The organism is Pokkaliibacter plantistimulans (assembly GCF_003194385.1).
Classification (GTDB): Bacteria; Pseudomonadota; Gammaproteobacteria; order Pseudomonadales; family Balneatricaceae; genus Pokkaliibacter; species Pokkaliibacter plantistimulans.
This window is the reverse complement of record NZ_LAPT01000004.1, coordinates 1-24,250: the sequence shown is the minus strand read 5'-3', so window position 1 is coordinate 24,250 and position 24,250 is coordinate 1. Positions and strand designations below refer to the sequence as shown.

General features: G+C 57.7%; 24 protein-coding genes and 1 pseudogene. 8 read left to right on the top strand and 17 right to left on the bottom strand.

Annotated features, from left to right (window positions below; genetic code table 11):
- The 12 genes and pseudogenes from WH50_RS26530 to WH50_RS01555 all read right to left on the bottom strand — a co-directional run.
- A partial coding sequence (locus WH50_RS26530; protein ID WP_207780131.1) for a hypothetical protein occupies window positions 1-224 on the bottom strand: 224 nt, incomplete at its 3' end.
- Window positions 221-1,546: pseudogene (locus WH50_RS01605) on the bottom strand (IS4 family transposase). The gene WH50_RS26530 and the pseudogene WH50_RS01605, both read right to left, overlap by 4 nt.
- A gap of 120 nt (window positions 1,547-1,666) precedes the next feature.
- Window positions 1,667-2,464, bottom strand: a complete 798-nt coding sequence (gene tatC, locus WH50_RS01600; protein WP_104152640.1) for a twin-arginine translocase subunit TatC — start codon at window positions 2,462-2,464, stop codon at window positions 1,667-1,669.
- On the bottom strand, window positions 2,457-2,828 hold the full coding sequence (gene tatB / locus WH50_RS01595) for a Sec-independent protein translocase protein TatB (protein ID WP_110185739.1): 372 nt from the start codon (window positions 2,826-2,828) through the stop codon (window positions 2,457-2,459). The genes tatC and tatB overlap by 8 nt, the downstream gene beginning before the upstream one ends.
- Window positions 2,829-2,836: 8 nt before the next feature.
- Window positions 2,837-3,079 carry a Sec-independent protein translocase subunit TatA gene (tatA, locus tag WH50_RS01590; protein WP_104152642.1) on the bottom strand — a complete coding sequence of 81 codons (243 nt, stop codon included), beginning with the start codon at window positions 3,077-3,079 and terminating at the stop codon, window positions 2,837-2,839.
- Between the two features lie 22 nt (window positions 3,080-3,101).
- Complete coding sequence (locus WH50_RS01585; RefSeq protein WP_243409947.1) at window positions 3,102-3,431, bottom strand: histidine triad nucleotide-binding protein; 330 nt, start codon at window positions 3,429-3,431, stop codon at window positions 3,102-3,104.
- Window positions 3,432-3,459: 28 nt separating this feature from the next.
- A complete protein-coding gene (locus WH50_RS01580) occupies window positions 3,460-3,795 on the bottom strand; it encodes a phosphoribosyl-ATP diphosphatase (protein ID WP_110185737.1) in 336 nt (111 codons plus the stop codon).
- 48 nt (window positions 3,796-3,843) lie between these two features.
- Window positions 3,844-4,242 carry a phosphoribosyl-AMP cyclohydrolase gene (gene hisI, locus WH50_RS01575; RefSeq protein ID WP_110185736.1) on the bottom strand — a complete coding sequence of 133 codons (399 nt, stop codon included), beginning with the start codon at window positions 4,240-4,242 and terminating at the stop codon, window positions 3,844-3,846.
- 79 nt (window positions 4,243-4,321) lie between these two features.
- The gene (ubiB, locus tag WH50_RS01570; RefSeq protein ID WP_110185735.1) at window positions 4,322-5,938 is read right to left on the bottom strand and encodes a ubiquinone biosynthesis regulatory protein kinase UbiB; all 1,617 of its coding nucleotides are present in this window, start codon (window positions 5,936-5,938) and stop codon (window positions 4,322-4,324) included.
- Window positions 5,939-6,071: 133 nt separating this feature from the next.
- A complete protein-coding gene (locus WH50_RS01565) occupies window positions 6,072-7,445 on the bottom strand; it encodes a GGDEF domain-containing protein (RefSeq protein ID WP_110185734.1) in 1,374 nt (457 codons plus the stop codon).
- 150 nt (window positions 7,446-7,595) lie between these two features.
- The gene (locus WH50_RS01560) at window positions 7,596-8,228 is read right to left on the bottom strand and encodes a thiol:disulfide interchange protein DsbA/DsbL (protein ID WP_104152648.1); all 633 of its coding nucleotides are present in this window, start codon (window positions 8,226-8,228) and stop codon (window positions 7,596-7,598) included.
- 189 nt (window positions 8,229-8,417) lie between these two features.
- Window positions 8,418-9,029 (bottom strand): c-type cytochrome, encoded by a 612-nt coding sequence (locus WH50_RS01555; RefSeq protein ID WP_110185733.1) that lies wholly within the window; start codon window positions 9,027-9,029, stop codon window positions 8,418-8,420.
- A 256-nt stretch (window positions 9,030-9,285) separates the two neighbouring features.
- Here WH50_RS01555 and yihA point away from each other — a divergent pair, with 256 nt between their 5' ends.
- Window positions 9,286-9,957, top strand: coding sequence for a ribosome biogenesis GTP-binding protein YihA/YsxC (gene yihA / locus WH50_RS01550; RefSeq protein WP_110185732.1), 672 nt, complete (start codon window positions 9,286-9,288; stop codon window positions 9,955-9,957).
- 104 nt (window positions 9,958-10,061) lie between these two features.
- Here yihA and polA read toward each other — a convergent pair whose 3' ends face one another.
- Window positions 10,062-12,800: a DNA polymerase I gene (gene polA, locus WH50_RS01545; protein WP_110185731.1), complete on the bottom strand. Its 2,739-nt coding sequence runs from the start codon at window positions 12,798-12,800 to the stop codon at window positions 10,062-10,064.
- Between the two features lie 320 nt (window positions 12,801-13,120).
- On the opposite strand from polA, the gene WH50_RS01540 reads away from it, so the two are divergent.
- The 3 genes from WH50_RS01540 (at window position 13,121) to WH50_RS01530 (ending at window position 16,187) form a co-directional block, all read left to right on the top strand.
- Window positions 13,121-13,393, top strand: coding sequence for a DUF2782 domain-containing protein (locus WH50_RS01540; RefSeq protein ID WP_104152652.1), 273 nt, complete (start codon window positions 13,121-13,123; stop codon window positions 13,391-13,393).
- 12 nt (window positions 13,394-13,405) lie between these two features.
- The gene (locus WH50_RS01535) at window positions 13,406-14,374 is read left to right on the top strand and encodes a homoserine kinase (protein WP_104152653.1); all 969 of its coding nucleotides are present in this window, start codon (window positions 13,406-13,408) and stop codon (window positions 14,372-14,374) included.
- Between the two features lie 472 nt (window positions 14,375-14,846).
- On the top strand, window positions 14,847-16,187 hold the full coding sequence (locus tag WH50_RS01530; RefSeq protein ID WP_104152654.1) for an MFS transporter: 1,341 nt from the start codon (window positions 14,847-14,849) through the stop codon (window positions 16,185-16,187).
- 84 nt (window positions 16,188-16,271) lie between these two features.
- Here WH50_RS01530 and WH50_RS01525 read toward each other — a convergent pair whose 3' ends face one another.
- Entirely contained in the window at window positions 16,272-16,766 is a 495-nt protein-coding gene (locus WH50_RS01525; protein ID WP_104152655.1) for an Lrp/AsnC family transcriptional regulator, read from the bottom strand.
- Between the two features lie 176 nt (window positions 16,767-16,942).
- Here WH50_RS01525 and WH50_RS01520 point away from each other — a divergent pair, with 176 nt between their 5' ends.
- The 3 genes from WH50_RS01520 (at window position 16,943) to WH50_RS01510 (ending at window position 20,445) form a co-directional block, all read left to right on the top strand.
- Entirely contained in the window at window positions 16,943-18,172 is a 1,230-nt protein-coding gene (locus WH50_RS01520; RefSeq protein WP_110185730.1) for a trans-sulfuration enzyme family protein, read from the top strand.
- A gap of 572 nt (window positions 18,173-18,744) precedes the next feature.
- Window positions 18,745-19,083, top strand: coding sequence for a P-II family nitrogen regulator (gene glnK, locus WH50_RS01515; protein ID WP_104152657.1), 339 nt, complete (start codon window positions 18,745-18,747; stop codon window positions 19,081-19,083).
- Between the two features lie 42 nt (window positions 19,084-19,125).
- Window positions 19,126-20,445: an ammonium transporter gene (locus WH50_RS01510; RefSeq protein WP_110185729.1), complete on the top strand. Its 1,320-nt coding sequence runs from the start codon at window positions 19,126-19,128 to the stop codon at window positions 20,443-20,445.
- Window positions 20,446-20,545: 100 nt separating this feature from the next.
- Here WH50_RS01510 and WH50_RS01505 read toward each other — a convergent pair whose 3' ends face one another.
- The 3 genes from WH50_RS01505 to WH50_RS01495 are packed head-to-tail and all read right to left on the bottom strand — an operon-like array spanning window position 20,546 to window position 22,522.
- Window positions 20,546-21,157, bottom strand: a complete 612-nt coding sequence (locus tag WH50_RS01505) for a LysE family translocator (RefSeq protein ID WP_110185728.1) — start codon at window positions 21,155-21,157, stop codon at window positions 20,546-20,548.
- Complete coding sequence (locus WH50_RS01500; protein ID WP_110185727.1) at window positions 21,154-21,864, bottom strand: aspartate/glutamate racemase family protein; 711 nt, start codon at window positions 21,862-21,864, stop codon at window positions 21,154-21,156. Before WH50_RS01500 ends, WH50_RS01505 begins: the two co-directional genes overlap by 4 nt.
- Window positions 21,865-21,892: 28 nt before the next feature.
- The gene (locus tag WH50_RS01495) at window positions 21,893-22,522 is read right to left on the bottom strand and encodes a LysE family translocator (RefSeq protein WP_104152662.1); all 630 of its coding nucleotides are present in this window, start codon (window positions 22,520-22,522) and stop codon (window positions 21,893-21,895) included.
- Between the two features lie 161 nt (window positions 22,523-22,683).
- On the opposite strand from WH50_RS01495, the gene WH50_RS01490 reads away from it, so the two are divergent.
- Entirely contained in the window at window positions 22,684-24,072 is a 1,389-nt protein-coding gene (locus WH50_RS01490) for an aminotransferase-like domain-containing protein (protein WP_110185726.1), read from the top strand.
- The last annotated feature ends 178 nt before the right edge of the window (window positions 24,073-24,250 follow it).

The following is a 24,250-nucleotide window of genomic DNA, read 5'->3' as shown; positions in this document are numbered from 1 at the left end:
CTAACTTCTGACTTCTGACTTCTGACTTCTGACTTCTGACTTCTGACTTCTGACTTCTGACTTCTGACTTCTGACTTCTGACTTCTGACTTCTGACTTCTGACTTCTGACTTCTGACTTCTGACTTCTGACTTCTGACTTCTGACTTCTGACTTCCAGAACACTACAGCCGTAATCCCCAGCGGCATAAAGCAAAAACGCCGCAAGGAGCGTAATGCTGTTCACTTAAGCGGAGCAGCCTTACGGTTCACTGAGTAGCGGGTTTTGGAAATCTTGACCGCCCTCGGCCTTGAGGGTCGAGGACGGTCATCCAGGAATAGACTGGCCACTCCCGCTCTCAGTTCCGAGAGCCTTGCCCCTGTTCTCGATACCGGCTGCGCAGCCGCCATCACGATCAACTGCGCCGCAATATACTGGTAGGCCGGTTTAAAACGGATCTGACACGGCGCTCGACCATGGCTCACGGCTGCTTGGCTGGCTTCCCGCCGCACCACGTTGTAGGCCAGCAGTCATCCCCACACCTCCTGATAAATCAGCTCGACTTTCTTGCTGCGCAGGGTGATGGCATTGTTCTGCATCGAGGATTTGATGTCCCTAAAACCCAGCTCTATCTCCCACCGCTCTTGGTAAAGTCCGGCGATCTGGGCCGCGCTGTATTGCTCGGCCGGTAGCGAGGTAAAAACAGTTTTCAGCTTCCCCTTGACCTCGTAGCTCACCGCCCGGACGGTCCAGGTGTCTGGCAGCGCAGGGTTGCGTTTGCGAGCCTGGGGCGAAACCTTCATGCGCAGCAAGCGATCATGTTCACCGTAGCGTTCCAGTTCTTCGGACACCACGCCTTTGCGTGCAGGGATCAGCCAGTGTCGCTGCTCTCCCTGAGATGCCAGCCGCACCAGAAAATCGGCGCCCCAGAAGCCTTTGTCAAAGAGGGTAATCGAGCGATCCGGTATCCGGGTCAGGAAATCGTCAGCCAAACGGAGCTCACTGCGCCGATAGGGACTGAGCTGCGCATCCAAAATCACATGCGAGCGCACATTCATCAGGGCTACCAGCCGCATCATCGGGAAAGGGGTCTGGCGGTTGGTCGAGGTGTTCCCCGAACCGAAATGTTCGTGCAGCTCCGGCGTATCGGGTGTTCTCAGCAAAGCCCCATCGACGGCCAGTACCTGCAGGCCATGCCAGTCATCCTCGGGGTAACGTTCAAGCCCCCAATGCTGACCGGTGCGCTTGAACAGCCACTCTACCGGGTCGGCTCCCAGGCGCTGCCGGGCTTCCGAAATCCCGCTGCGCGCCAGTAGGGCGTCATTGGCCAGTCCCTGCGCACAGATGTTCAGGCGCCGGGCCACTTCGCTGACCGGTTCATTCCGAAACAGTGCCATACCCAACACCAGCCAGAGCACTTGCTCGCCGGGCAGTCGGCGACGCCGGATGGTTGCCTGACTGGAAAGGTGGAGGGCCGACTCTATCCACTCGACGGGGATATGCTGGGCGAAAGTACTGAGGTCGGTGAAGGAGTGGAGCTCGTCAATAGCGAGCAGTGTCTGCTGAATAGGCACAAAAAATCCGGTATCCAATGAAGAATACCGGATTTTCTTAAAGCCCTTGGGAGGCGGCAAGCCTTAACCGAACAGCATTACGCAAGGAGCGGCGTTTTTTGTCAGGGATATATCTTACTGCGGGTTAGGGGAAGAGTTGCTGTCCTCATCGACAACTTCATCTTCATCATCTTCTTTCTGCTTGACCTTGATCATGCGGCCAAACGCCAGACCCACTTCATAGAGCATCCACATCGGCACCGCCAGCAGGGTTTGTGACATGACATCCGGCGGAGTCAGCAGCATACCTACTACGAAGCAACCCACAATGATGTATGGGCGTTTAGCAGCTAGATCCGCTGGTGTCACAATACCGGAGCTAACCAGCAGAATGATGGCCACCGGGATCTCAAACACCACACCGAAGGCAAAAAACAGCTTCAGGACAAAGTCGAGGTAGCTGTTGATATCCGTCATTACCGCCACGTCGGCAGGGCCTGTGGTCGTAAAGAAGGCGAACAGAAGGGGGAACACCACATAGTAGGCAAACGCCATACCGGCATAAAACAGCAGAATACTGGACACCAGTAATGGCAGTGCAATCCGCTTCTCACTCTGATATAGCCCCGGGGATATAAAAGCCCACGCCTGATGCAGGATGAACGGCATTGCGACCAGTATGGATAGCACCAGAGTCAGCTTAAAAGGAGCCAGAAAGGTAGAGGCGACCTCCGTTGCGATCATGCTGGAGCCCGGAGGCAACATATCGCGCAGGGGTGCCGAGACATAGTGATAGAGATCGTTGGCGAAATAGAACAGGCAGAGGAAGATCACCAGAACCACTGCCACGACTCTCAACAGGCGATTACGCAGCTCCACCAGATGGGAGATCAGCGGCATCTCGCCAGAGGCGCTCTGATTGGGATCAGTCATGTTTGGTTGCAGTCACTTTGCTGGAATCGGAGGGGGCTGCAGTGGAAGAGGCGGATGAATCGGTGGGAGTGGCTGGAGGTGTTGTCGCTGTGACAGGTTCAGCCACCGCGGCATCCGGCTTGGACATTCCGGCCAAGTCTTGCTGGAACTTGGCCAGATGTTCACGGTTTTTTTCCGCCTGCTGACGCATTTCTTCTACACGCAGCTCTTCGTTGATTTCCCGTTGGACATTCTGAACCATACGCTTGATACGTCCGATCCAGAGTCCGGCAGTACGGGCTGCTACCGGGAGTCGCTCTGGCCCCAGCACCAACAGGGCCACCACTCCCACAACGAGCAGTTCAGTAAAACCGATATCGAACATGAAGGCTCTTAGGCGTCCTTGTGTTGATCTTTGGTTTTGCTCAGATCAGCGGATTGGCTGAAGTCAGCATCCTTGTGAGTCAGGCGGGAAGAGTCAGTTTTTTCCTGATCACCGTCGTTAATTGCTTTCTTGAAGCCTTTGACAGCGTTGCCCAGGTCAGAACCGATATTGCGCAGTTTCTTGGTTCCGAACAACAGAACGACGATACCGAGGATGATGATGAGTTGCCAAATACTGATACCACTAAGCATTACTGCGCTCCGTTAGTTGGACTCAGGCAGGGGCACCTGTCAGATGCACATGGAGATGGAATACTTCCTGTCCTCCTGCGCTGCCTGAATTGATCTGTGTTTTAAAGCCTTGCATCAGCCCTTGGGAGCGGGCGATGACCGGCAGAGTCCGCATCAGATGCCCTAAAAGGTGCTGGTCATCTTCGCTGATCTCATAAAGGTTGGCAATATGCCGTCGGGGTATGACAAGAATATGAACAGGCGCCCTTGGATTCCGGTCCCTGAAGGCCAAAACCTCATCATCCTGATAGACGATGGTCGCCGGGGCCAACCCCTTTGCAATGGCGCAGAAGGGGCAGCTGTCCTGCTGCAACCCTGTCTCCAGCCCGCCGTTGTTCATCTCAATCGCCCTGAGTACGCTGCGCCTTTTCAGTCAGGCCGGAAAGGTTGAAGCGTCGGGCCAGCTCCTGCAGTACCGCATCGGATGACACGCCCAAATGTGACAACATCACCAGAGAATGGAACCACAGATCCGCCGTCTCGTAGACCACCTCCGCCGTATCACCGGACAGTTTGGCATCCTTGGCAGCGATAATGGTCTCCGTCGCTTCTTCACCTACCTTTTCCAGAATCTTATTCAATCCCTTGTGATGCAGGGAGGAAACGTAAGACTGGTCAGCAGGTACGCCTTTCCGCGCTTCCAGCACCTCATCAAGCTGCTTGAGGATGTCGTTCATAGTCATTCCACTTAGTAAGCTATTCACTTTCCATGCCAGCGAATGTGATTATTCGCCCGCCTTGCTATAGATGGCGTGAGGGTCCTTCAGAACCTCATCGACGGCCTGCCACTGCTCATCTTGCAGTGCATAGAAGAAACAATGCTGGCGCCCGGTATGGCAGGCAATACCACCCACCTGCTCAACCTTCATCAGAATGCAGTCACCGTCACAATCCAGCCGTAAATCATGCAGGTGCTGCACATGACCGGAATCCTCGCCTTTACGCCACAGCCTCTGCCGTGAACGTGACCAGTAGATAGCACGCTTTTCAGCGACGGTCAGAGCCAGCGACTCCGGATTCATCCAGGCCATCATCAGTACCTGACCCGAATGCACATCCTGAGCAATGGCAGGCACCAAACCGTCCTCGTTCCATTTAACCTGCTTCAACCATTCGTCACTCATGATGCACCTCTCGCATGCTTTGACCCTGATACCGGTGCTCAGTTCCGGTCACCGTATCACTGCCACTCAGACTATTTAGTTACTTCTGCCACAACAGTGCCAAACCCAGAGCCAGTACCAGCCAGGCGGAGGCTGGCCCCTGCTGCAACCATTGCCAGCCTCCCTGCCACAGGGTGACGGCCGCCATAGCGATGCCCGCAACACCGATTTTTTGTCCGATGCGCAGTGGTGACCGCTGACCAGTTGATACAGCAGAGGCCTCTTTCATGGTCTGCTCCAGACGTCGTACCTGTTGCAGCGCATCCAGGGTCAGTTGCGGCAACTGGGGCAACTGATCCAGTAAGTCAGGAAGCTCTTTGCGACTGCGCTTGTACAGACCTTTGATCCCGACACGCTCCTTCATCCAGTTTTCCAGGAAGGGTTTGGCGGTCGCCCACAAATCCAGCTCGGGATAAAGCTGGCGGCCCAGGCCTTCAATATTCAGCAGGGTTTTTTCCAGCAGAACCAGCTGTGGCTGCACTTCCATATTGAAACGGCGCGCGGTCTGAAATAACCCCAGCAGGACATGGCCGAAGGAAATATCCTTCAGTGGCTTCTGGAAAATCGGCTCACAAACGGTGCGTATTGCCGCCTCAAAATCGTGCACGGGCGTATTGGCAGGCACCCAACCGGAATCCACATGCAGCTGCGCTACCTGGCGATAGTCGCGCTTGAAGAAGGCCAGCAGGTTGCGTGCAAGATATTGCTGATCCTCTGGCGTCAGTGAGCCGACGATACCGAAGTCAATGGCAATGTACTGAGGATTATGCGGATGCTCGCGGGATACAAAAATATTGCCCGGATGCATGTCGGCATGAAAGAAGTTATCGCGGAACACCTGCGTGAAAAAGATCTCCACCCCCCGCTCGGCTAGCTTGCGAAAATCGATGCCCTGATCACGCAAGGCAGCGATATCAGCCACCGGAATGCCGCTGATACGTTCCATCACCATGATGTGCTTACGGGTATATTCCCAGTAAATCTGCGGCACATAGAGGCTTTCTGAGTTGTCGAAGTTGCGTCTGATTTCGGCCGCATTGGCCGCCTCACGCTGTAAATCCAGCTCATCAAACAGCGTACGTTCATAGTCACGCACCACTTCCACTGGTCGCAGACGCCGACCATCGCTGGAAAAACGCGCGACCATGCGCGCCATGGCCATCATCAGCGCCACATCCTTGCGAATAACGCTGGCAATGCCCGGACGGGTGACCTTTACCACGACCTGCTCACCGGTATGCAGTACCGCAGCGTGTACCTGAGCGATGGATGCAGAGGCGAGTGGTTTGATATCCAGAGAAGTGAAGACCTCACTGATGGCATGGCCAAGGGAGGCTTCGATAATGCGCAGTGCCTGATCCCCGGGGAAAGGTGGTACTCGGTCCTGCAACTTCTGCAGCTCGTCGGCAATGTCATTGGGCAACAGATCACGGCGGGTGGAGAGCACCTGACCGAATTTGACGAATACCGGCCCCAGCTCCTCCAGCGCACAGCGCAGGCGCTCACCGCGCGGCAATTCGTTCTGGTACCAGCGCCACGGCAGCATCCATATCCCCAGCTTCATATACCAGGGCAGATGGGGAAGAGGGATAAAGTCATCCAGCCGATACTGGGCGATCACCCGGATAATCGTAAAAATGCGCAGTAAACGTATCACCTGGGCCGGTTCCTTAAAGGGTAGAGTGTGCCAGGGACAGACCGCAGACAGCCTGAAAAGAAAAGTGATTCAACGGGTTAGGCGTTTGTCACTGGCAAGACACGACAGGCTCGTGAAGAAAGACGGGCAGATTCTACCTGCTACGGGCGGGCTTGTCTGTGCCTGACTCGACACAGACCTGATTGCGGCCACTGCGTTTGGCCTTATACAGCGCCTGATCGGCGCGCTCGAACAGCTGGGCAGCGGTATCGCTGCTACGATGTGTGGCCACCCCTACAGACAGGGATATCTGTACGCGTGAACCACGGAAATGGAATCCGGTACTACTTGCCGCCACCCGGATCTTCTCAGCCACCTGTGCCGCATTGGCTACAGACAACCCAGGCAACAGGAAGACAAACTCTTCACCACCGATCCTGGCCAGCATATCTTCACGACGCAGCTGGGACCGCAGGGTTTTGGCGATCACCTTCAGCACCTTGTCACCCGCAAGATGGCCATACTGATCATTAATGGTTTTGAAATGATCCAGATCCGCCACCAGTAAAGCAAAAGGCTGGCCATTCTGATGTGCCGCCAGCAGCAGTTGCTGCATACGTAACTCATAGGCCACCCGGTTCGGCAGCCCCGTGAGGGCATCGGTCTGCATGCGCTGCTGCTGTACTTCTACCTGCTCCTGCAGGCGCTGATGTTCAGCACTCAGCCGCTTCATCCGCAACTGCATCTCCTGGTAACGTGCCTTCCATACTTCAGCACGCTGATCCTGCGCCACACGATAGTCTTCGACGTGGCAATGCAGCTCCTGCAGGCGACCATCAACCTGCTTTTTCAGCCACTCCAGTGATTCGGCCTGACGCACATGCTCACGAAGGTTACCCATATTGTTCTGCATTAGCTCGGTGAACGCCAATACGTCTTGCTCCGATTCATCTTGGTGAACCCGGGCACTGTCGACGAAACGTTGCACGACCTGCAAGTGCTTGTTGAGGTCTTTGAGGTAATCGACCAGCTCTTCATTCTGCCGCCCCAGCTGCTCAAACAGCACCAACAGCAGGTTCTGCAGGGTTTTCTCCAGCAGATCCGGTGAGTCCTGCTGCTGTAGCTGCTCAAGCAGATCCGCCAGACTGGGATGTTCCTTCAGCTCGGACATCACTGGCTGCACTTGCTCCAGCAGCCACTGGCGCAGACGCTCGTATACGTCCTGGCCGTTACTTATCGCAGGAGCTGGAGCCGCAGGCGGTTCTTCATCAACAAGGTGCATGGCCAGGGGGGCATCGACCTTTTCCAGCCAGGCTTCAAGGGCAGGGGCATCGGGCACGTCCTGCAATGATTTGAGCAGAGCATCCCAAAGGGTAGACTGGCGCTGCTGCATCGCCAGACGCTGGGCAAGCTTACGGACCAGCAGAGTGAATAGCTGTAATTTTTTCTCTGCGCCCAGCTCCGACTCATTGAGTTCGGAGAGCAGATCATAGTAACGACTTTTCCAGTCTTGTTCCGTGTTGCTCAAAGCACACCTTCCCAGTTACGCCCGCTTAGTTGGGCGAAGATAGGTAGAATCCCAGCAATAGGGGAAAGCTTACTGGATTTAAACAAGGCTGTATTCAAGCAAAGATGCCAGGGATACGCATATCCCTGACATCCATCAACGGCGGGCAATTCAGTTCTTGGCAGCGCGCTCTTTGGCGATCAGGAAGTCAGCCGTCTTCAACATCTTGTTGAAAGCGTCATCACCAGTGGGCTCAATCACATACTTACCGTTCACCACCAGTGCCGGCACACCGTTAACGCCGTAGCCACGCAGCAGACTGTCGCCTTTTTTCAGACGCATATCGGTGGCAAAGGACTCATACATTTTGCGGAAGGCCTCTTTATCCAGCCCCTGCTTGCCCATGAAGTCGACCATGTTGTCTTCGGTAAACAGGTTTTCTTTCTGCACATGGATAGCGTTGAAAATCGCTGTGTGAACCTTGTCCTCTACGCCCATTTCAGTGGTCACATAGTAAGCACGGGCCAGCGGATCCCAGGACTTGTGGAACACCACAGGGACATGCTCGAACTGCACATCGTCACCCAGCTGCTTGCTCCAGGGGGTGATCATCGGATCGAACGCATTGCAGTGAGGGCAGCCGTAGCTGAAAAATTCGATGACTTCGATCTTGCTGGGATCAGCCGTGTGCATGGGCGTGGTCAGTTCGCGGTAGTCCTTACCGGCCTCGAACGTCTCGTCCGCCATGGCAGCCAGTGGCAACAGGCACAGAGCGACAAGGACAGCTTTCACTGCTTTCAACATAAGCGATCTCCGATCTGGATAATTCGTGGCAGTACCCTGAGCAGGCCTGGCGTCAAGAGAGTATGGCGAAGCCGCATGCTATCACCATTGAATGCTGAGACCAGCATCCTTTGCGGAAGTTCCGGCCCCATACGAATGGCCATAATACAAAAAGGCAGCGTGAGGCTGCCTTATGCAAATGTTTCAAGCTTATTCTGCTGGCCGCAAGCCTTGAATGTAACTGGCGACAGCAGCGATTTCCGCATCGCTCATGCGCGCTGCCACATCCCGCATCATCATGCTCGGATCATTATTACGTGCGCCGATCCGGAAGTTCTTCAGCTGAGTTTCGGTATAAGTGGCATGCTGGCCACCGAGATGTGGGAACCTGGCCAGTGTATTGCCGGAACCCGTCGGTGAGTGGCATGCCTGACAGGCGGGGACGCCCTTGTCGGCAATACCGGCACTATAAATAGTGGCTCCCAACTCAGCCAGCTCAGGCTTGGCAGCACCCGGAGCGACCTTCTGCGATGCAAAATAGGCAGCGACATTGGCCATATCCTGATCACTGAGGTTGTTAAGCAGCCCCGTCATCTCAGGCACCTGTCGCGTGCCGGCCTTGATGTCCGTCATCTGTTTGAGCAGGTACTCCTCGCCCTGGCCAGCCAGTTTGGGGAAATTAGGTGCCATGGAGTTGCCGTCGGCACCGTGGCAGGCGGCGCAGATCGCGGTCAGTGGCTGTCCTGCCTTGGCATCACCGTCAGCATGCGCCACACCAGCAATACCCGCACTCATCAACAAGCTAATCAGTAGTTTATTCATGGACCAATCCGTTCCTTGCGGAAGTTTGTGTCTTTATTAGCTAAATCCACTTGTTCAGAAGTTATAGCGAAGCCTTTCCAATAACGCCAAGTAATCGCCATTTTCGGGCCAGAACAGGACAAATGAGGTAATATGCCCTGTACTTTGCTGGCTGCCTGTCAGCAACCGGAAAATTTCGGCATTATAGTTAATGCCCCTACTAACTGGAATGACTTAGCCCCGGCATTCCGCGGCCAGCTTGAGTTCGATCAAATCTATGTATTCTTCTCGCGTCAATTATCACACTGCCCGCTACACCATCAGCGCCGCCAAGGTCAGCCAGTGCCCGACCGACCAGTGTGCTGAGGTAGCCTTTGCCGGGCGCTCCAACGCAGGCAAATCCAGCGCTATTAATGCGCTGACCCAGCAAAGCAAGCTGGCCCGCACCTCCAAAACTCCTGGCCGTACCCAGCTGATCAATTTTTTCAGCCTGAAGAACCCGCAGGGCCCTGATGCCACTCCCCTGTTTCTGGTGGACTTGCCCGGCTACGGCTATGCCAAGGTGCCAGTAGCGATGAAACTGGACTGGCAGGCTCATATCAGCGACTACCTGGCTGACCGGCAGAGCCTGAAAGGTCTGGTGCTGCTGATGGACATCCGTCACCCGATGACCGAGTTTGACCAGATTCTGGTCGACTGGTGTGTCGATGCACAGATGCCCCTGCACATCCTGCTGACCAAAGCCGACAAGGTAAACCGTGGCCCGGCCATGTCACTGCTGGCCAAACTGCGACGTGAACTGGGTGAGCGCATGGGAGACCTGCTGACCATTCAGGTGTTCTCATCCCTGAAGAAGACCGGTGTGGAGCAGCTGGCACTGCAGCTGGACAACTGGTTGCTGGGCCCACAGGAAGACAGCAGCGAAGCGGATACTGTCGCTGCGGAATGACACTGCACGGCGACCCAAAGGGCGTCCGGTACAGAGACGAAAAGGGGCTGAATCATCAGCCCCTTTGTTTTATCCGGCACAGTGACGATGCCAAATCCGGATCATTAGTGGGCTTCGTCCCAGTTATCCCCCACGCCGACTTCCACCAGCAACGGCACCTTCAGCTCCGCCGCCGCGGACATGGCCTGCTGCAGACCCGCTTTCACAGCGTCGACCTGCTCTTCCCTGACCTCCAGCACCAGTTCGTCGTGTACCTGCATGATGATGCGCGCATCCAGTCCGGAGGACTGCAGCCACGCATTCACCTGCAGCATCGCACGTTTGATGATGTCGGCAGCAGTGCCCTGCATAGGCGCGTTGATGGCAGTACGTTCCGCGCCCTGACGACGCATGGCATTGCTGGATTTGATTTCCGGCAGATACAGGCGACGCCCAAACAGTGTCTCGACATAACCCCGCTCAGCCGCTTCGGAGCGGGTACGGTTCATGTAATCTTTCACGCCGGGATAACGCGCAAAGTAGCGGTCGATATAGAGCTGCGCGTCATTCCGGCCAATACCCAGCTGTTTGGCCAGACCAAAGGCTGACATGCCGTAGATCAGGCCGAAGTTGATGGCCTTGGCGCTGCGACGCTGATCAGCACTGACCTGCTCCAGACCCACACCAAACACTTCGGCGGCAGTGGCCTTGTGAATATCATCGCCATGGGCAAAGGCCGCCAGCAGGCCGGCATCATCCGACAGGTGCGCCATGATGCGCAGCTCAATCTGCGAATAGTCCGCCGCCATCAGCTTGTAGCCCTGAGGAGCAATAAAGGCCTGACGAATACGCCGCCCCTCTTCACTACGGATAGGAATGTTCTGCAGATTGGGGTCCGACGATGACAGCCGCCCGGTGGCCGTGACGGCCTGATGATAGGACGTATGTACCCGTCCGGTGCGGGGATTGATCATCTCCGGCAGCTTATCGGTATAGGTCGACTTCAGTTTGCTGAGGCTGCGGTGCTCCAGAATCAGCTTGGGCAGCGGGTAATCCAGCGCCAGCTCGACCAGCACTTCCTCGGCGGTGGAAGGCTGCCCCTTGGGCGTCTTCTTCAGCACCGGCAGATTCATACGGCCATACAGGATTTCACCCAGCTGTTTGGTGGAGCCGAGATTAAACGGTTCGCCCGCCATGTCATGGGCTTCACGCTCCAGCTCCTGCAGTCGTTTGGCCAGTTGCTCGCTCTGCTGATGCAGGCGCTTTTCATCCACCAGCGCACCGGTGCGTTCAATCGCCGACAGGATTGGTGCCAGCGGTAATTCCAGCTCAGTCAGCAGGGTCTTGAGAGTAGGTACGCCTGCCAGCTTACTCTGCAGCACCTGATGCAGCCGCAAGGTAATATCAGCATCCTCGCAGGCATAGGGAGATGCCTTCTCCATCTCGATCTGATTGAAGGTCAGCTGTTTGACGCCCTTACCGGCGATATCCTCGAAGGAGGTGGTCTTATATTCCAGATAGAAGCTGGCCAGCTCGTCCATATTGTGACGGGTGGCCGTGCTGTTGAGCACATAGGAAGCCAGCATGGTGTCATCCACAATGCCACGCAGGGCAATGCCATAGCGGTCCAGCACGCTCATGTCGTACTTCAGATGCTGCCCGACCTTGGCCTTGCTGGCGTCTTCCAGCAATGGCTTCAATCTGGCCAGCACGGTGTGCCGATCCAGCTGATCCGGCGCGCCGAGATAATCATGTGCCAGCGGCACATAGGCCGCTTCACCGGGCGTGATGGCAAACGACAGCCCCACCAGCTCGGCTTCCATGTAATTGAGTGAGGTGGTTTCGGTATCGAAGGCAAATACCTCGGCCGCAGCCAGCCTGGTCAGCCAGTTGTCCAGCGTGGCCTCATCCAGCACCGTGTGATACTGCACTTCCACAGGGAAGCTGGGCATGGCCGTTACCGGGCTGTCGACAGCGCTTTCCGGCAGTGCTATCGCCTTGCCCTGCTCCAGCTCCTTCAGCCAGCCACGGAACTCCAGCTCGGCATACATCGACTTGAGCAACTCCACCTCCGGCTCCAGCATGACCAGTTCAGTCAGCGGCTGGGGCAGCTCCACATCACAGCGAATGGTGACCAGCTGCTTGGACAGGGGCAGCTGGTCAGCAAACTCGCGCAGCTTCTCACCCACTTTGCCCTTAATGCTGTCAGCCTGAGCCACAATCTGCTCCAGAGAGCCAAACTCGCTCAGCCACTTTACCGCCGTTTTCGGACCAACACTGGGGACACCGGGGACGTTATCGACCTTGTCCCCCATCAGTGCCAGATAGTCGATGATGCGGTCAGGGGCAACACCGAACTTCTCCTTCACCCCTTCGATATCCATCGTGCTATCGGTCATGGTGTTGACCAGCGTCACATGCTCATTGACCAGCTGCGCCATATCCTTGTCACCTGTGGAGATCACGGTGGGCTGCTGCAGTTGCCAGGCCTGAGTGGCCAGCGTGCCGATCACGTCATCGGCTTCTACGCCACTGATCGCCAGCAGCGGATAGCCCAGCGCGCGAATGGCCTGATGCAAGGGCTCGATCTGGCTGCGCAGGTCATCGGGCATCGGTGGCCGGTGTGCCTTGTACTCAGGATAAAGATCATCACGGAAGGTCTTGCCCTTGGCATCGAAGACCACCACGGTTAAAGAATCAGGATAGGCCTGGCGCAGCGATCTGAGCATGCTCAGCACACCCTTGATCGCCCCCGTGGGCTGACCCGCCTTGTTGGTCAGCGGTGGCAGTGCATGATAGGCCCGGTATAAATAAGAAGAGCCATCCACTAGAATAAGCGGCGCTTTGTGCTCGGTATCAGTCATGTACAGGCCTTCCGTTAAAACAGGTAAGGAGGAGCGCCCAGTGCATTCCTCGTTTGAAAATCACGCACCGGCATGAGACTTGCTGTAACCCTTGCGGTATCCAGTAGCTTTCAGGCTCCAGACAGCTCATTGAGGCGCGAACAACGTCGCCACAAGAGGCTGAAAGGCACAAGGCTGCAGACAGCTCGGTGTGCCATCACTGCCAGGATGACAGTAACGGAGAGCGGTGTTGCGTGAACAAGGGCCACATCATAAGCAATCCCTGACAGGGACAAAAGGAAAGGCGGTCAATTACCCGCCTTACTCAAGAGGACGGAATTATGCGTAACTGGATCATGGCGGGGCTGCTGGCCCTGACCGCATTGCCCTCACTTCCGGCGCTGGCAGAAGACGATAACGAACCACAGATCATCATCTCCCATCAGGAAGACAAAACCTTCTATGAGTACCGGGTCAACGGTGCTGTAGTCGAAATCAAAGTGGTGCCGAAGCACGGTAAACCCTATTATCTGGTCCCGGTCGAGGGCAAAGGCATGGTCGAAAGCGATCATTCACGCCTGCGTATTCCTCAATGGGTTATTTTTCAGTGGTAAGCGGAAGCAGGCATGGCTGTTTTTACCCCCGTCACAATTGCAGAACTGGAACAATTTCTTGCCCCGTTTGATCTCGGCAAAGCGGTCAGACTCGAAGGCATCGCTGGCGGTGTGGAAAACACCAACTTCTTTGTCACCCTTGTCGATGAGCAGGGCCAGCATACCGAGTACGTGCTGACCCTGTTTGAAGATGTGCGCGAAGAGGAAATGCCCTTTTTTGTCGAACTCACCACCTGGCTGGCCAAGGCCGGTATTCCGGTGCCCGCGCCCTATCAGGATCGCAATGGCATCGCTTTGCATGTGCTCAATCGCCGCCCGGCCCTGATTCTGCCGCGTTTTCTCGGTCAGCACCTGCAACGTGGTGAACTGACAGCAGAATTCTGTGCGGTGATTGGTGGTTATCTGGCGCGTTTCCACAAGGCCGGTGCCGATTTCTTCATGACCCGTCAGGCCCATCGTGGGGTGTACTGGTGGCGTCGTGAGTCAGCGATTCGGGCCCGTCAGCTCAGTGCTGCCGATGCAGAGCTGATGCTGCAGACCGTGGCCGCGTTCGATCAACTGCTGGAACAGGAAAAGCGCGGTGAACTGTCGCTGCCGCAAGGCGTGATCCATGGCGATCTGTTCCACGACAATGCGCTGTTCCATGCAGGCGAGATGACCGCCATCATTGATATCTACAACGCCAGCAACACCTACTGGCTGTACGATCTGGCCATTGTCGCCAACGACTGGTGCAGTGCCGGCGGCGGTCACTGGCATGCTGATATGCTTGATGCCCTGCTCAGAGCCTATGCGGCGGAACGCCCCTTCACCGATGATGAGCGGAAAGTCTGGCCGCTGATGCTGCAGACCGCCGCCATGCGTTTCTGGCTATCGCGTCTGGAGCAGATCAATCCGGATGGCAGCTACATGAAAAACCCTGACGACTTCCGCGATATCCTGCGCGCCCGCGTCGAGCGGCCTGATCAGCTGCCCGTTTAGCAGCCAGTTGCACCGTTGCCCACGCCAGTCTGTCGCACGCAGACTGGCGTTTTCGTTTCTGCACCGCCAGCATTCTACCCTGTGGTCAGCTTGTGGCTGGCGCCGGGCCGCCTGAACGCCTGTCAAAACATCTTCACGCCACGTCAGGACTGCCTTAGCGGCCAAGATTCAGTCTCACCGTATACAATTGCAGAACTTTAGGCATAATTGATGCCCGACAGAAACAGTCAGCCATCAAAGGCTGCCCAGTTGGTCAGGAAATGCAGGCGAACCTTGCATCAGTAAGAGCGTGTGCAGGCCACAGAAAAACCAGCCGCCCACGACCCGCCGGCCATCCCGACTGACCTGGGATCCTCATGAACAGGCGACCATACCAACGTATGGCGACCTACAACAATAAACCCTCCGGTCTGTTTTACTGCCACCTGTGAACTGAAACATCATCCGTGTTCTTGTGATCTGCGAGCATTAAATGAACAAGCCAAGCCGTGCTGCGGGCCAGTATGCCTCCGCCCCAGCCACCCCGCGCGCTCTTACCCGGCAGGATGCCAAAACGTTGTCACTCTCCGCTCTTGGCGGTGCCCTGGAATTCTATGACTTCGTGATTTTCGTGTTCTTTGCCGCCGTCGTCGGCAAACTGTTCTTCCCCGCTGACATGCCCGACTGGCTGCGTCAGGTGCAGACGTTCGGCATCTTCGCTGCAGGCTATATTGCTCGCCCGCTGGGTGGCGTGATCATGGCACACTTCGGCGACCTGCTCGGCCGGAAGAAAATGTTCATGTTCAGCATCATGCTGATGGCCTGCCCGACGCTGGCCATGGGTCTGCTGCCGACCTATGAAAGCATTGGTATCTGGGCTCCCATTGCCCTGCTGCTGTTGCGTATGCTGCAAGGTGCCGCCATCGGTGGCGAAGCGCCCGGCGCCTGGGTATTCGTGACCGAGCACGTTCCTGCCCGCCACACCAACTTTGCCTGCGGCACCCTGTCTGCCGGTCTGGTCGCCGGTATTCTGCTCGGCTCAGTGGTCGCCACCATTATCAATGCCGTCTACAACGCCGAAGAGCTGGCCGCATTTGGCTGGCGCATTCCCTTCCTGCTGGGCGGTGTACTGGGCTTTGTCACCATGTATCTGCGCCGCTGGTTGCATGAAACCCCCATCTTTACCGAAATGCAGGAAATGAAGACGCTGGCGGAAGAACTGCCGCTGAAAACCATCCTGCGTAACCACAAGGGCGGCATCATCGTCTCCATGCTGGCGACCTGGATTCTGACCGGTGCAGTCGTCGTCACCATCCTGATGACGCCCACCCTGCTGCAAAAGCTGGCAGGCCTCAGTGCCCAAACCACCCTGATCGCCAACAGTCTGGCCATCATCGCCGTTATCGTCGGCTGTCTGGTGTCTGGCGCGCTGGCTGATCGTTTTGGCAGCGGCCCGATTCTGGCCATCTGGAGTGCCGGGATGGGCATCAGCTACTGGGTGTTCTTCTCCACCGTCCTGCACGATGCCACTCATCTGATCGGCCTGTATGTGATTGTCGGCTTCTTTGTGGGCCTGACCGGCGTGGTACCGGCCGTTGCGGTGAAATCCTTCCCTGCCGCGGTGCGCTTTACTGGCCTGTCGTTCTCCTACAACGTGGCCTACGCCATTTTCGGCGGCATGACGCCCATGGCAGTGACCCTGCTGCTGAAGAGCAACCCGCTGGCACCGACCTATTACATCGCCGGACTGGGTGTGCTGGGGCTGGTTCTGGGCCTCTACCTGAGCATCAGCAAAAGTGAACAGCCGGTGCTGGCCACGACCGCAGCAGGCTGATAACCCCTTTGTTCCCGGGCCCGGTCAGCTGACCGGGCTTTTTTATCTCCGCATGTTCTGCCGCGTCTGTGACAGACAGCCCACTCAACCGGCCTTCTCTCCGGCCAGACCCGCGATCGGTAGCTGACTGCCGGTTTTCAGGCTGTTCAGCACCACATTCGTGGTAATACGCCGTATTTCCGGGTTATTGGCCATAATCTCGGCAGTGAGGTGGTCATACTCTTCGACATCACGGGCCAGAATGATGGCCACCAGATCCACCGCACCGGTGACATAGTAAAGCTGCTGAATGGCGGGTTGCTGATCTGCCCAGCGGCGCAGGCGGTCCATCGCCGAATAGTTCTCCCGCTCGATTTCCAGCCCGGCAATAAAGGTCATCAGACGGTCCAGCTGACGGTTATCCAGCACCGCCACTTCTGCCCGGATCACACCCTGCTGGCGCAGCCGTTTCAACCGCCGCTGTACGGCCGAAGCCGACAGCCCGATCTCTGCGGCGATCACCTCACTCTTGAGCAGACAATCCTGCTGCACCCGTTGCAGGATCTGCCGGTCCAGCTCGTCGATAGCGTTATCGTTCATCTCCCCCCCAGATAATCTGGCCGCGTTTCAGACTGAAGCATGTAAATGCACCCATTGTGCATAAAGGTACGGACTGGCGCAGTCTTTCCGCTCACGACTGCCTTCTATTACCGCTCAGCCGCAAGGCAAAGGCCTAAGCTAGCAGCATTTCCCCACGCGATACGGAGCTGGCAATCATGAGTACACCGTCCACCCCTTTCCAATGGCATGACGAAACCTTGGCACTGGACGGCGGCCTGATCATCGATCCCAGTACCCACGCTATCGCCCCCAATATCTCCATGTCGGTCAACAACACCCTCAAACCCGGTGACGGTGCCTTTTCCGCCGAAGGGGTGGAAGACCTGACTGACCTGCCCTTTCTCTATGCACGCTGGACCAATCCGACTGTCTGCCAGCTGGAACAGCGGGTCGCCGCGCTGGAGTACTGCCCCGCAGCACTGGCGACAGCCACTGGCCTTGCCGCCATCGCCGCGACGTTCTTTACCTTTCTCAAGGCCGGCGATCACCTGCTGATCAGCGATGTCTGCTATGCCGGCGCCAACGAACTGGCCCGCCGCATTCTGCCCGACTACGGCATTGAGGTTTCGGCGGTCAACCTGTCACGGCTGGATGAGGTGGCAGCAGCCATTCGCCCCAATACCCGCCTGCTGCATGCAGAGTCTCCCTGCAACCCGCTGCTGCGTCTGTGTGATATCGGAGCACTGGCAGAGCTGGCCCATGCCCACGGCGCCCTGCTGTCGGTCGACTCCACACTGGCCACACCGGTCGCGACGCGGCCTACCGAGCTGGGAGCGGATCTGACCATTCATTCCCTGACCAAATTCATGAACGGTCATGGCGACGCGCTGGGCGGTTGTGTTGCCGGTAGCAAAGCCCTGATCGCCCGCATTCGCGCCCGCGCTGGTGTCTACTTTGGCGCTTCACTGTCGGCGCAGAATGCCTGGCAGATCATGCGCGGCATCGATACCCTCTACCCGCGTATCCGCACCGCCGCTGACTCTGCCCTGCAGGTTGCACGCTTTCTGGAACAGCATCCGCAGATAACCCAGGTGTGTTACCCCGGCCTGCCCAGCCACCCGCAGCATGCTCTGGCCAGCCGCCAGATGCGCAGCTTCGGCGCCATGCTGACGTTTCAGGTCGCCGATCCACAGGCCTGCGCCCACCTGCTGGCCGATCATCTGCAGGTCATCCACTACGCCTTCTCCCTTGGTCATCAGCGCAGCATCGTCGTGTTGCTGGATACCGAAGAGATGATGGCCTCGACCTTCGGTCTGCCCGGCACGGATCGCGACGATTATCTGCGCTATGCCGGTCAGGGCATCTTCCGTCTGTCCATTGGCCTTGAAGCACCGGAAGACCTTATTGCCGACCTGACCCAGGTGTTGCAGCGTCTGGCAGTGTAACGGCGCCCCCAGAGCTACAGCGTCAAACAGAGCAACGGAGTCAAACAGCACAACAGTGTCAGACAGCACAACGGTCTGGCACTGTGATGGTGCAACCCGCTATGCACCCCTCAATCGCTCATGACTTCGTGCTACTTCCATGCACAAAGCGCGGTAGCGAGATCGCTTCTGCGGACAGGCAATTACAAAACGCAACAATACCACCTGCCCGCTCGCATCACTGCCCGCCCATCCGCACCAAAACAAATCACTGCAAACCAGAGCCACGCCCCGTTTTCGTGCTACCGGTTTTTCACCGATCCCCGTAAAAAGCGCTGTAGTGCGCGCCGTTCGTGGCCTGCGTCAAGATGGCAAGGTTTCTGCTATACCTCTATTACCGTGCACCGATGATGTGAGCGGCCGGGCAAAAACGGACGTGCATCATCCTTACCCAATCGGTCTCCGTGGCTGAGTCATCAGTCTGCAAGACTCGGCAGGGACACTGACCATGCACGCAGGAATGGGTGCCGCGACCAGGGAGTAAAGGCCGCCACACCCGGCTAATCCAGCCTCATGAACCCGGGAGGATTCCCATGAAACTGGTTACGGCGATCATCAAGCCGTTCAAGCTTGACGATGTCCGCGAAGCCCTGTCCAACATTGGCATTCAGGGCCTGACGGTCACCGAAGTCAAAGGCTTTGGCCGACAGAAAGGACACACCGAGCTTTATCGAGGTGCCGAATACGTGGTGGACTTCCTGCCCAAGATCAAACTGGAAATCGCCGTCGATGACAGTCTGCTCGACAGCGTGCTGGAAACCATCTGCCAGGCAGCCAATACCGGCAAGATCGGCGACGGCAAAGTGTTTGTCGTCAATCTGGAGCAGGCCATCCGCATTCGTACCGCGGAAAGCGGCCCAGACGCTCTTTGATCCATGACCTCTTCCATGACGCAATTGCCCAGGAGATCCACCATGACTCTGCGTAAAGTCGCCGGGCTAGGCGCCTTAGCTGCCTTGCTCGTCCCCAGCCTGTCGATGGCTGCCGATACCCCCACGGCCAACAGCGGTGATACCGCCTGGATGCTGACCTCCACCGCACTGGTGCTGATGATGACCATCCCCGGTCTGGCCCTGTTCTACGGTGGCATGGTGCGCGCCAAGAACGTCCTGTCAGTGATGATGCAGTGTTTTGCCATCACCGGCCTGATCAGCATTCTGTGGATGCTGTACGGTTACAGCCTGGCTTTCGATACCGACGGTATGGAAAAGGGCGTGACCAACTTCAACTCCTTCTTCGGCAGCCTGAGCAAAGCTTTCCTCAGCGGCCTGACCACTGACAGCCTGACTGGCACCATTCCGGAAAGCGTGTTCATCACCTTCCAGATGACGTTCGCCATCATCACCCCGGCACTGATCGTCGGTGCGTTCGCTGAGCGCATGAAGTTCTCTGCCATGCTGGTGTTCTCCGGCCTGTGGTTCACCTTCGTTTATGCCCCCATTGCCCACATGGTATGGAGCGGTGACGGTGGCCTGATGTGGGACTGGGGTGTACTGGACTTCGCCGGTGGTACCGTTGTGCACATCAACGCCGGTGTTGCCGGTCTGGTCGCTGCGCTGGTACTGGGTAAACGCAAAGGTTATCCCTCAACCCCCATGGCTCCCCATAACCTGGGTTACACCCTGACTGGCGCGGCTATGCTGTGGGTGGGCTGGTTCGGCTTCAACGCCGGTTCCGCGGTTTCTGCAGGCGGCACCACCGGCATGGCCATGCTGGTCACTCAGATCGCCACTGCGGCGGCGGCACTGGGCTGGATGTTTGCCGAGTGGATTACTCATGGTAAGCCCAGCGCACTGGGTATTGCCTCAGGTGTGGTTGCCGGTCTGGTCGCCATTACCCCGGCTTCGGGTACTGCTGGCCCCGTTGGCGCCCTGATCATCGGTCTGGCGGCTGGCGTGATCTGCTTCTTCTCCGCCACTACCCTGAAACGTGCTCTGGGTTATGACGACTCTCTGGATGCCTTCGGTGTACACGGTATCGGCGGTATCGTCGGTGCGCTGCTGACCGGTATCTTCGCAGCCCCTTCACTGGGTGGCTTCGGTACCGTGGAAGACATCGCTGCACAGTTCTTCATTCAGGTTAAAGGTGTTGCCTTCACCGTGGTGTATACCGCTGTGATCACCTTCATCATCCTGAAAGTGCTGGATGCACTGATGGGTCTGCGTGTCAGCGAAGAAGCCGAGGCGCAGGGCCTGGATCTGGCCGAGCACAACGAGCGCGGCTACAACCTGTAAGCCTGATGACAGACGGAGGCTTCCTTCCCTCCGTCAGCCAGATAAAAAAACCACGCCCGGCATAGCCTGGCGTGGTTTTTTGTGCAGATCGAAACGCATATCAGCGAGCAAAGAGTAACCGCACTCCCGCCAGCCCACAGACCAATGCCAGCGCACCATCACAGCTGCGGCGCCAGCGCTGGTAGGCGGCCTGCGCCTGAGGGCGGGAAAACAGCAGGGCGTAGCCACCAAATACACCGATGGCCAGCAGCGCACAGCCGAGCAATACCACCAGCAACTGTGACGGTGCTGTCAGTGACGGTAAGGCCAGCGTGAGAATCGCCAGCCAGCCAAAGCCTGCCTTGGGATTGGTCAGGTGCATCAGCAGGCCCCGGCCATACAACCGCCAGCCTGCATCGGCCATGATGGGTGCACTGGCCACGTCAGTGCCTCGCCATAGTGAGCGTGTAGCACGCGCACTCAGCCACAACAGATAGGCCGCACCCAGATAGCGCAGCAGCAGAAGCAAGGTGTCGTGTTCAAGCAGCACGTTCGCCAGCCCACTGGCACTGAGCAAGGCCCAGCTGAAGGAGCCAGTGATTACCCCTGCAGCAAAGATCGCCGCCTGCCGTCGCCCACGCTGCATCGCCAGCAGTGCTATCGCCATATTGCTTGGCCCGGGGCTGACGATCAGCAGCAGATACGCCGCCCAGGCCAGCCAGATACCGCTCATGAGTGCGCGACCCGGGGCAGATCCAGCATAAAGGCCAGCCCCTGCTGGATATGGGCTGCGGTGGTATCCAGCAAAGGCAGATAAGCTGACTTGGGCAGAATCAGGCCCAGTTCAGTACAGCCCAGAATGCCCATCTCGGCACCGCTGTCTGCAAGCTCAGCCAGACAGCGATCCAGACGATAACGCGACTCTTCCAGCATCATGCCCTGGCACAGCTCTTCAAAGATGATGCGGTGCACTTCCTGCCGCTCTGCTGCCGCGGGTACACATAGCTCAATGCCGTAGTGTTCACTGAAGAAGGCCTGATAGAAGCCGTCCTCCATGGTGAAACGGGTGCCCAGCAGCGCTGCCCGGCCAATGCCCTGCTGCTGCAGACGCTGACCGATAGCATCACCGATATGCAGCAGCGGAATATCCAGCATCGACTGCACCTGGCCAGCGACCTTGTGCATGGTATTGGTGGCAATCACCAGGGCCTGAGCGCCCGCCGCCTGCAGCCCCTGCCCCGCCTGTCCGAGCGTCGTGGCGATAGCCTGCCAGTTGCCCTCATGCTGCCACCTTGCCAGCTGGCTGAACTCCAGACTGTGCAACAACAGAGGGGCTGAACTCAGGCCGCCACGCGCTTCCCGCACGCCACGGTTGAGGCCCTGATAGTAGACCTGCGTCGACTCCCAGCTCATGCCACCCAAAATACCCAGTGTCCGCATTGCCCTTACTCCTTTGTCTGCTGCGCCATCAACTCATAAACCAGGCCACACAGCCTGCCATCAGCACCGCCAGCGCACGATTGAACCAGCGCTCACGCCGGGGGTCCTGCAACCAGTGACGAATACTCTGCCCGAGCAGAGTCCAGGCACTGCCCGTTACCCAGCCCACCATGCAGAACACCGCAATCGCCATGACCGTCACCTGCAGCGTCTGCTCAGGTTTGACCGCGAACAGACTGATGATGGTGGTAGCCATCATCCAGGCCTTGGGATTGACGCCCTGAAACAGCGCCGCCTCATGAGGGCGCATCGGCCGGTCAAGAAAGGGCAAGGCACTGTGGCCGGCTTTGGCCGTCCATAACTTGTAAGACAGCCACAGCAGATAGGCGCCACCTGCCAGTTTCAACAGCCACTGACAGGCCGGGAAGACGATAAACAGTTGTGCCAGCCCCAGCCCGCTCAGGGCGATCATCACCGCCAGTCCGCAGAAAATACCAAAGATGTGCGGCACCGTGCGGCGCCAGCCAAAGCGGGCACCGGAGGCGGTCAGCATCATATTGTTGGGGCCGGGTGTACCGGCCGTCAGGAAGGCAAAGGTCAGCAACGGCAAACCGATGTCACTGGCCAGCGAAGATGAAAACAACGGCAAACTGGACATGATAGATTCTCACAGCGCGACAGATGATCAGCAGGGTGACAATGCAGCCAGAACAGGGACACTGCCACTTTGTATCGATACAATTTTTGATTATTCATTGATTGTCTCGATTTTTAGAGCATAATAGCGCCTGAATTTCCGTCAACGGTTTTATTGTCACCATGACAATGTGGAATCCAGACCTAAGTGTCTTTACCGGCCCACGCTATCTGGCCATTGCCGATGCGCTACAGCTGGATATTGCCAGTGGCACACTGCCAGTGGGCACCCGCCTGCCCACTCATCGGGCGCTGGCAGACAGGCTCGGCGTTACGGTCGGCACCATCACCCGTGCCTACGCCGAAGCCGAGCGTCGCGGTCTGCTGGAAGCCCGTGTGGGCAGCGGTACCTTTGTCCGCTTACAGGGACAGCTGACACAGGCCAGCTGGAAGATCAGCCGCCGTGAAGCAGGCTGGGCCAATCTGGGCATCAATATTCCGGTCCCCGATGAGCGCGCCGGGCCACTGCGTCAGGCACTGGAGCAGGTCTTCAGTCATACCGATCTTGACCAGTTGATGGAGTATCACGAAGAGGCAGGATTGCCTGCCCACCGCGAGGGCTATCTGCAATGGCTGCAGCGTATCGGCCTGCAGCCGGATATTTCCCGGCTGTTTCTGACCAGCGGCGCCCAGCACGGCATCATGCTGTCACTACTGGCCATGACCCAGCCGGGCGATCTGATCCTGACCGAGGAGCTGACCTATCCCGGTCTGCTGATAACAGCACGCAAACTCAGCCTCAAGGTACAGGCGGTGCCCATGGATCATGAAGGCCCGCAGCCGGAGGCCTTCGAGCAGCTGTGCAAGGAACGCCGGCCACGGCTGCTGTATTGCACCCCCACCCTGCAGAACCCCACCACCCGTACCCAGAGTCTGGCACGGCGGCAGACCTTACTGGCCATCTGTGAGCGTTACGGTGTGTGGGTGATTGAAGACGATATCAACGGCTGGCTGCCTGAGCAGCGCCCCGCCACCATGGCATCCCTGCTGCCTGAGCGGGTGGTGCATATCGGCGGTGTCTCCAAGGCGCTGTCCGGGGGCATCCGGGTGGGCAGTCTGGTGGTGCCGGACGCACTGCTGGAGCGGGTCAAGGAAGCGTTCCGCGCCGACTGCTGGATGACCAGCCCGTTGCTCACAGCGGTGGTGTGCCAGTGGCTGGAGAACGGTGAAGCCGTCAGGTTGCTGCAGCGTCAGCGGGATGCTATGCACAAACGCCGTGAACTGGCGGCGCAGTATCTCGGCCGCTGGCAGCTGGAGCACAGTGCCGGTGCCCAGCACGCCTGGCTGCCGCTGCCTGAACCCTGGCTGGCCCACCAGTTTGTGCAGCAGGCCATGGTCGCTCAGGTCGAGATCAAAGGCAGCGACAGCTTTGTGGTCGGCCGCCATCCGGCACCGCACGGTATCCGTCTGGCCCTCAGTCATCCCGCCACACTGGCGGAGCTGGAAACGGGCCTGCAGCGCCTGCAGGCATTGCTGCAGGCCGGGCCCGATCTGGCCCCCGGGGTGATCTGAGCGGCAGCGGGCAAGGCTATAAAATACAAAGCCGGAGTGAGGGCATCACTCCGGCTTTGTTTGCTTCTGGCAGCGCTGTGCGATCTGTCGTTAAGGCTTAGCAGGCTATTGAAAAACGTTATCGAGGCCACCGAGACAAGGAAATACACCGAGGGCACAAGAAACAGGCGAAAAAGCG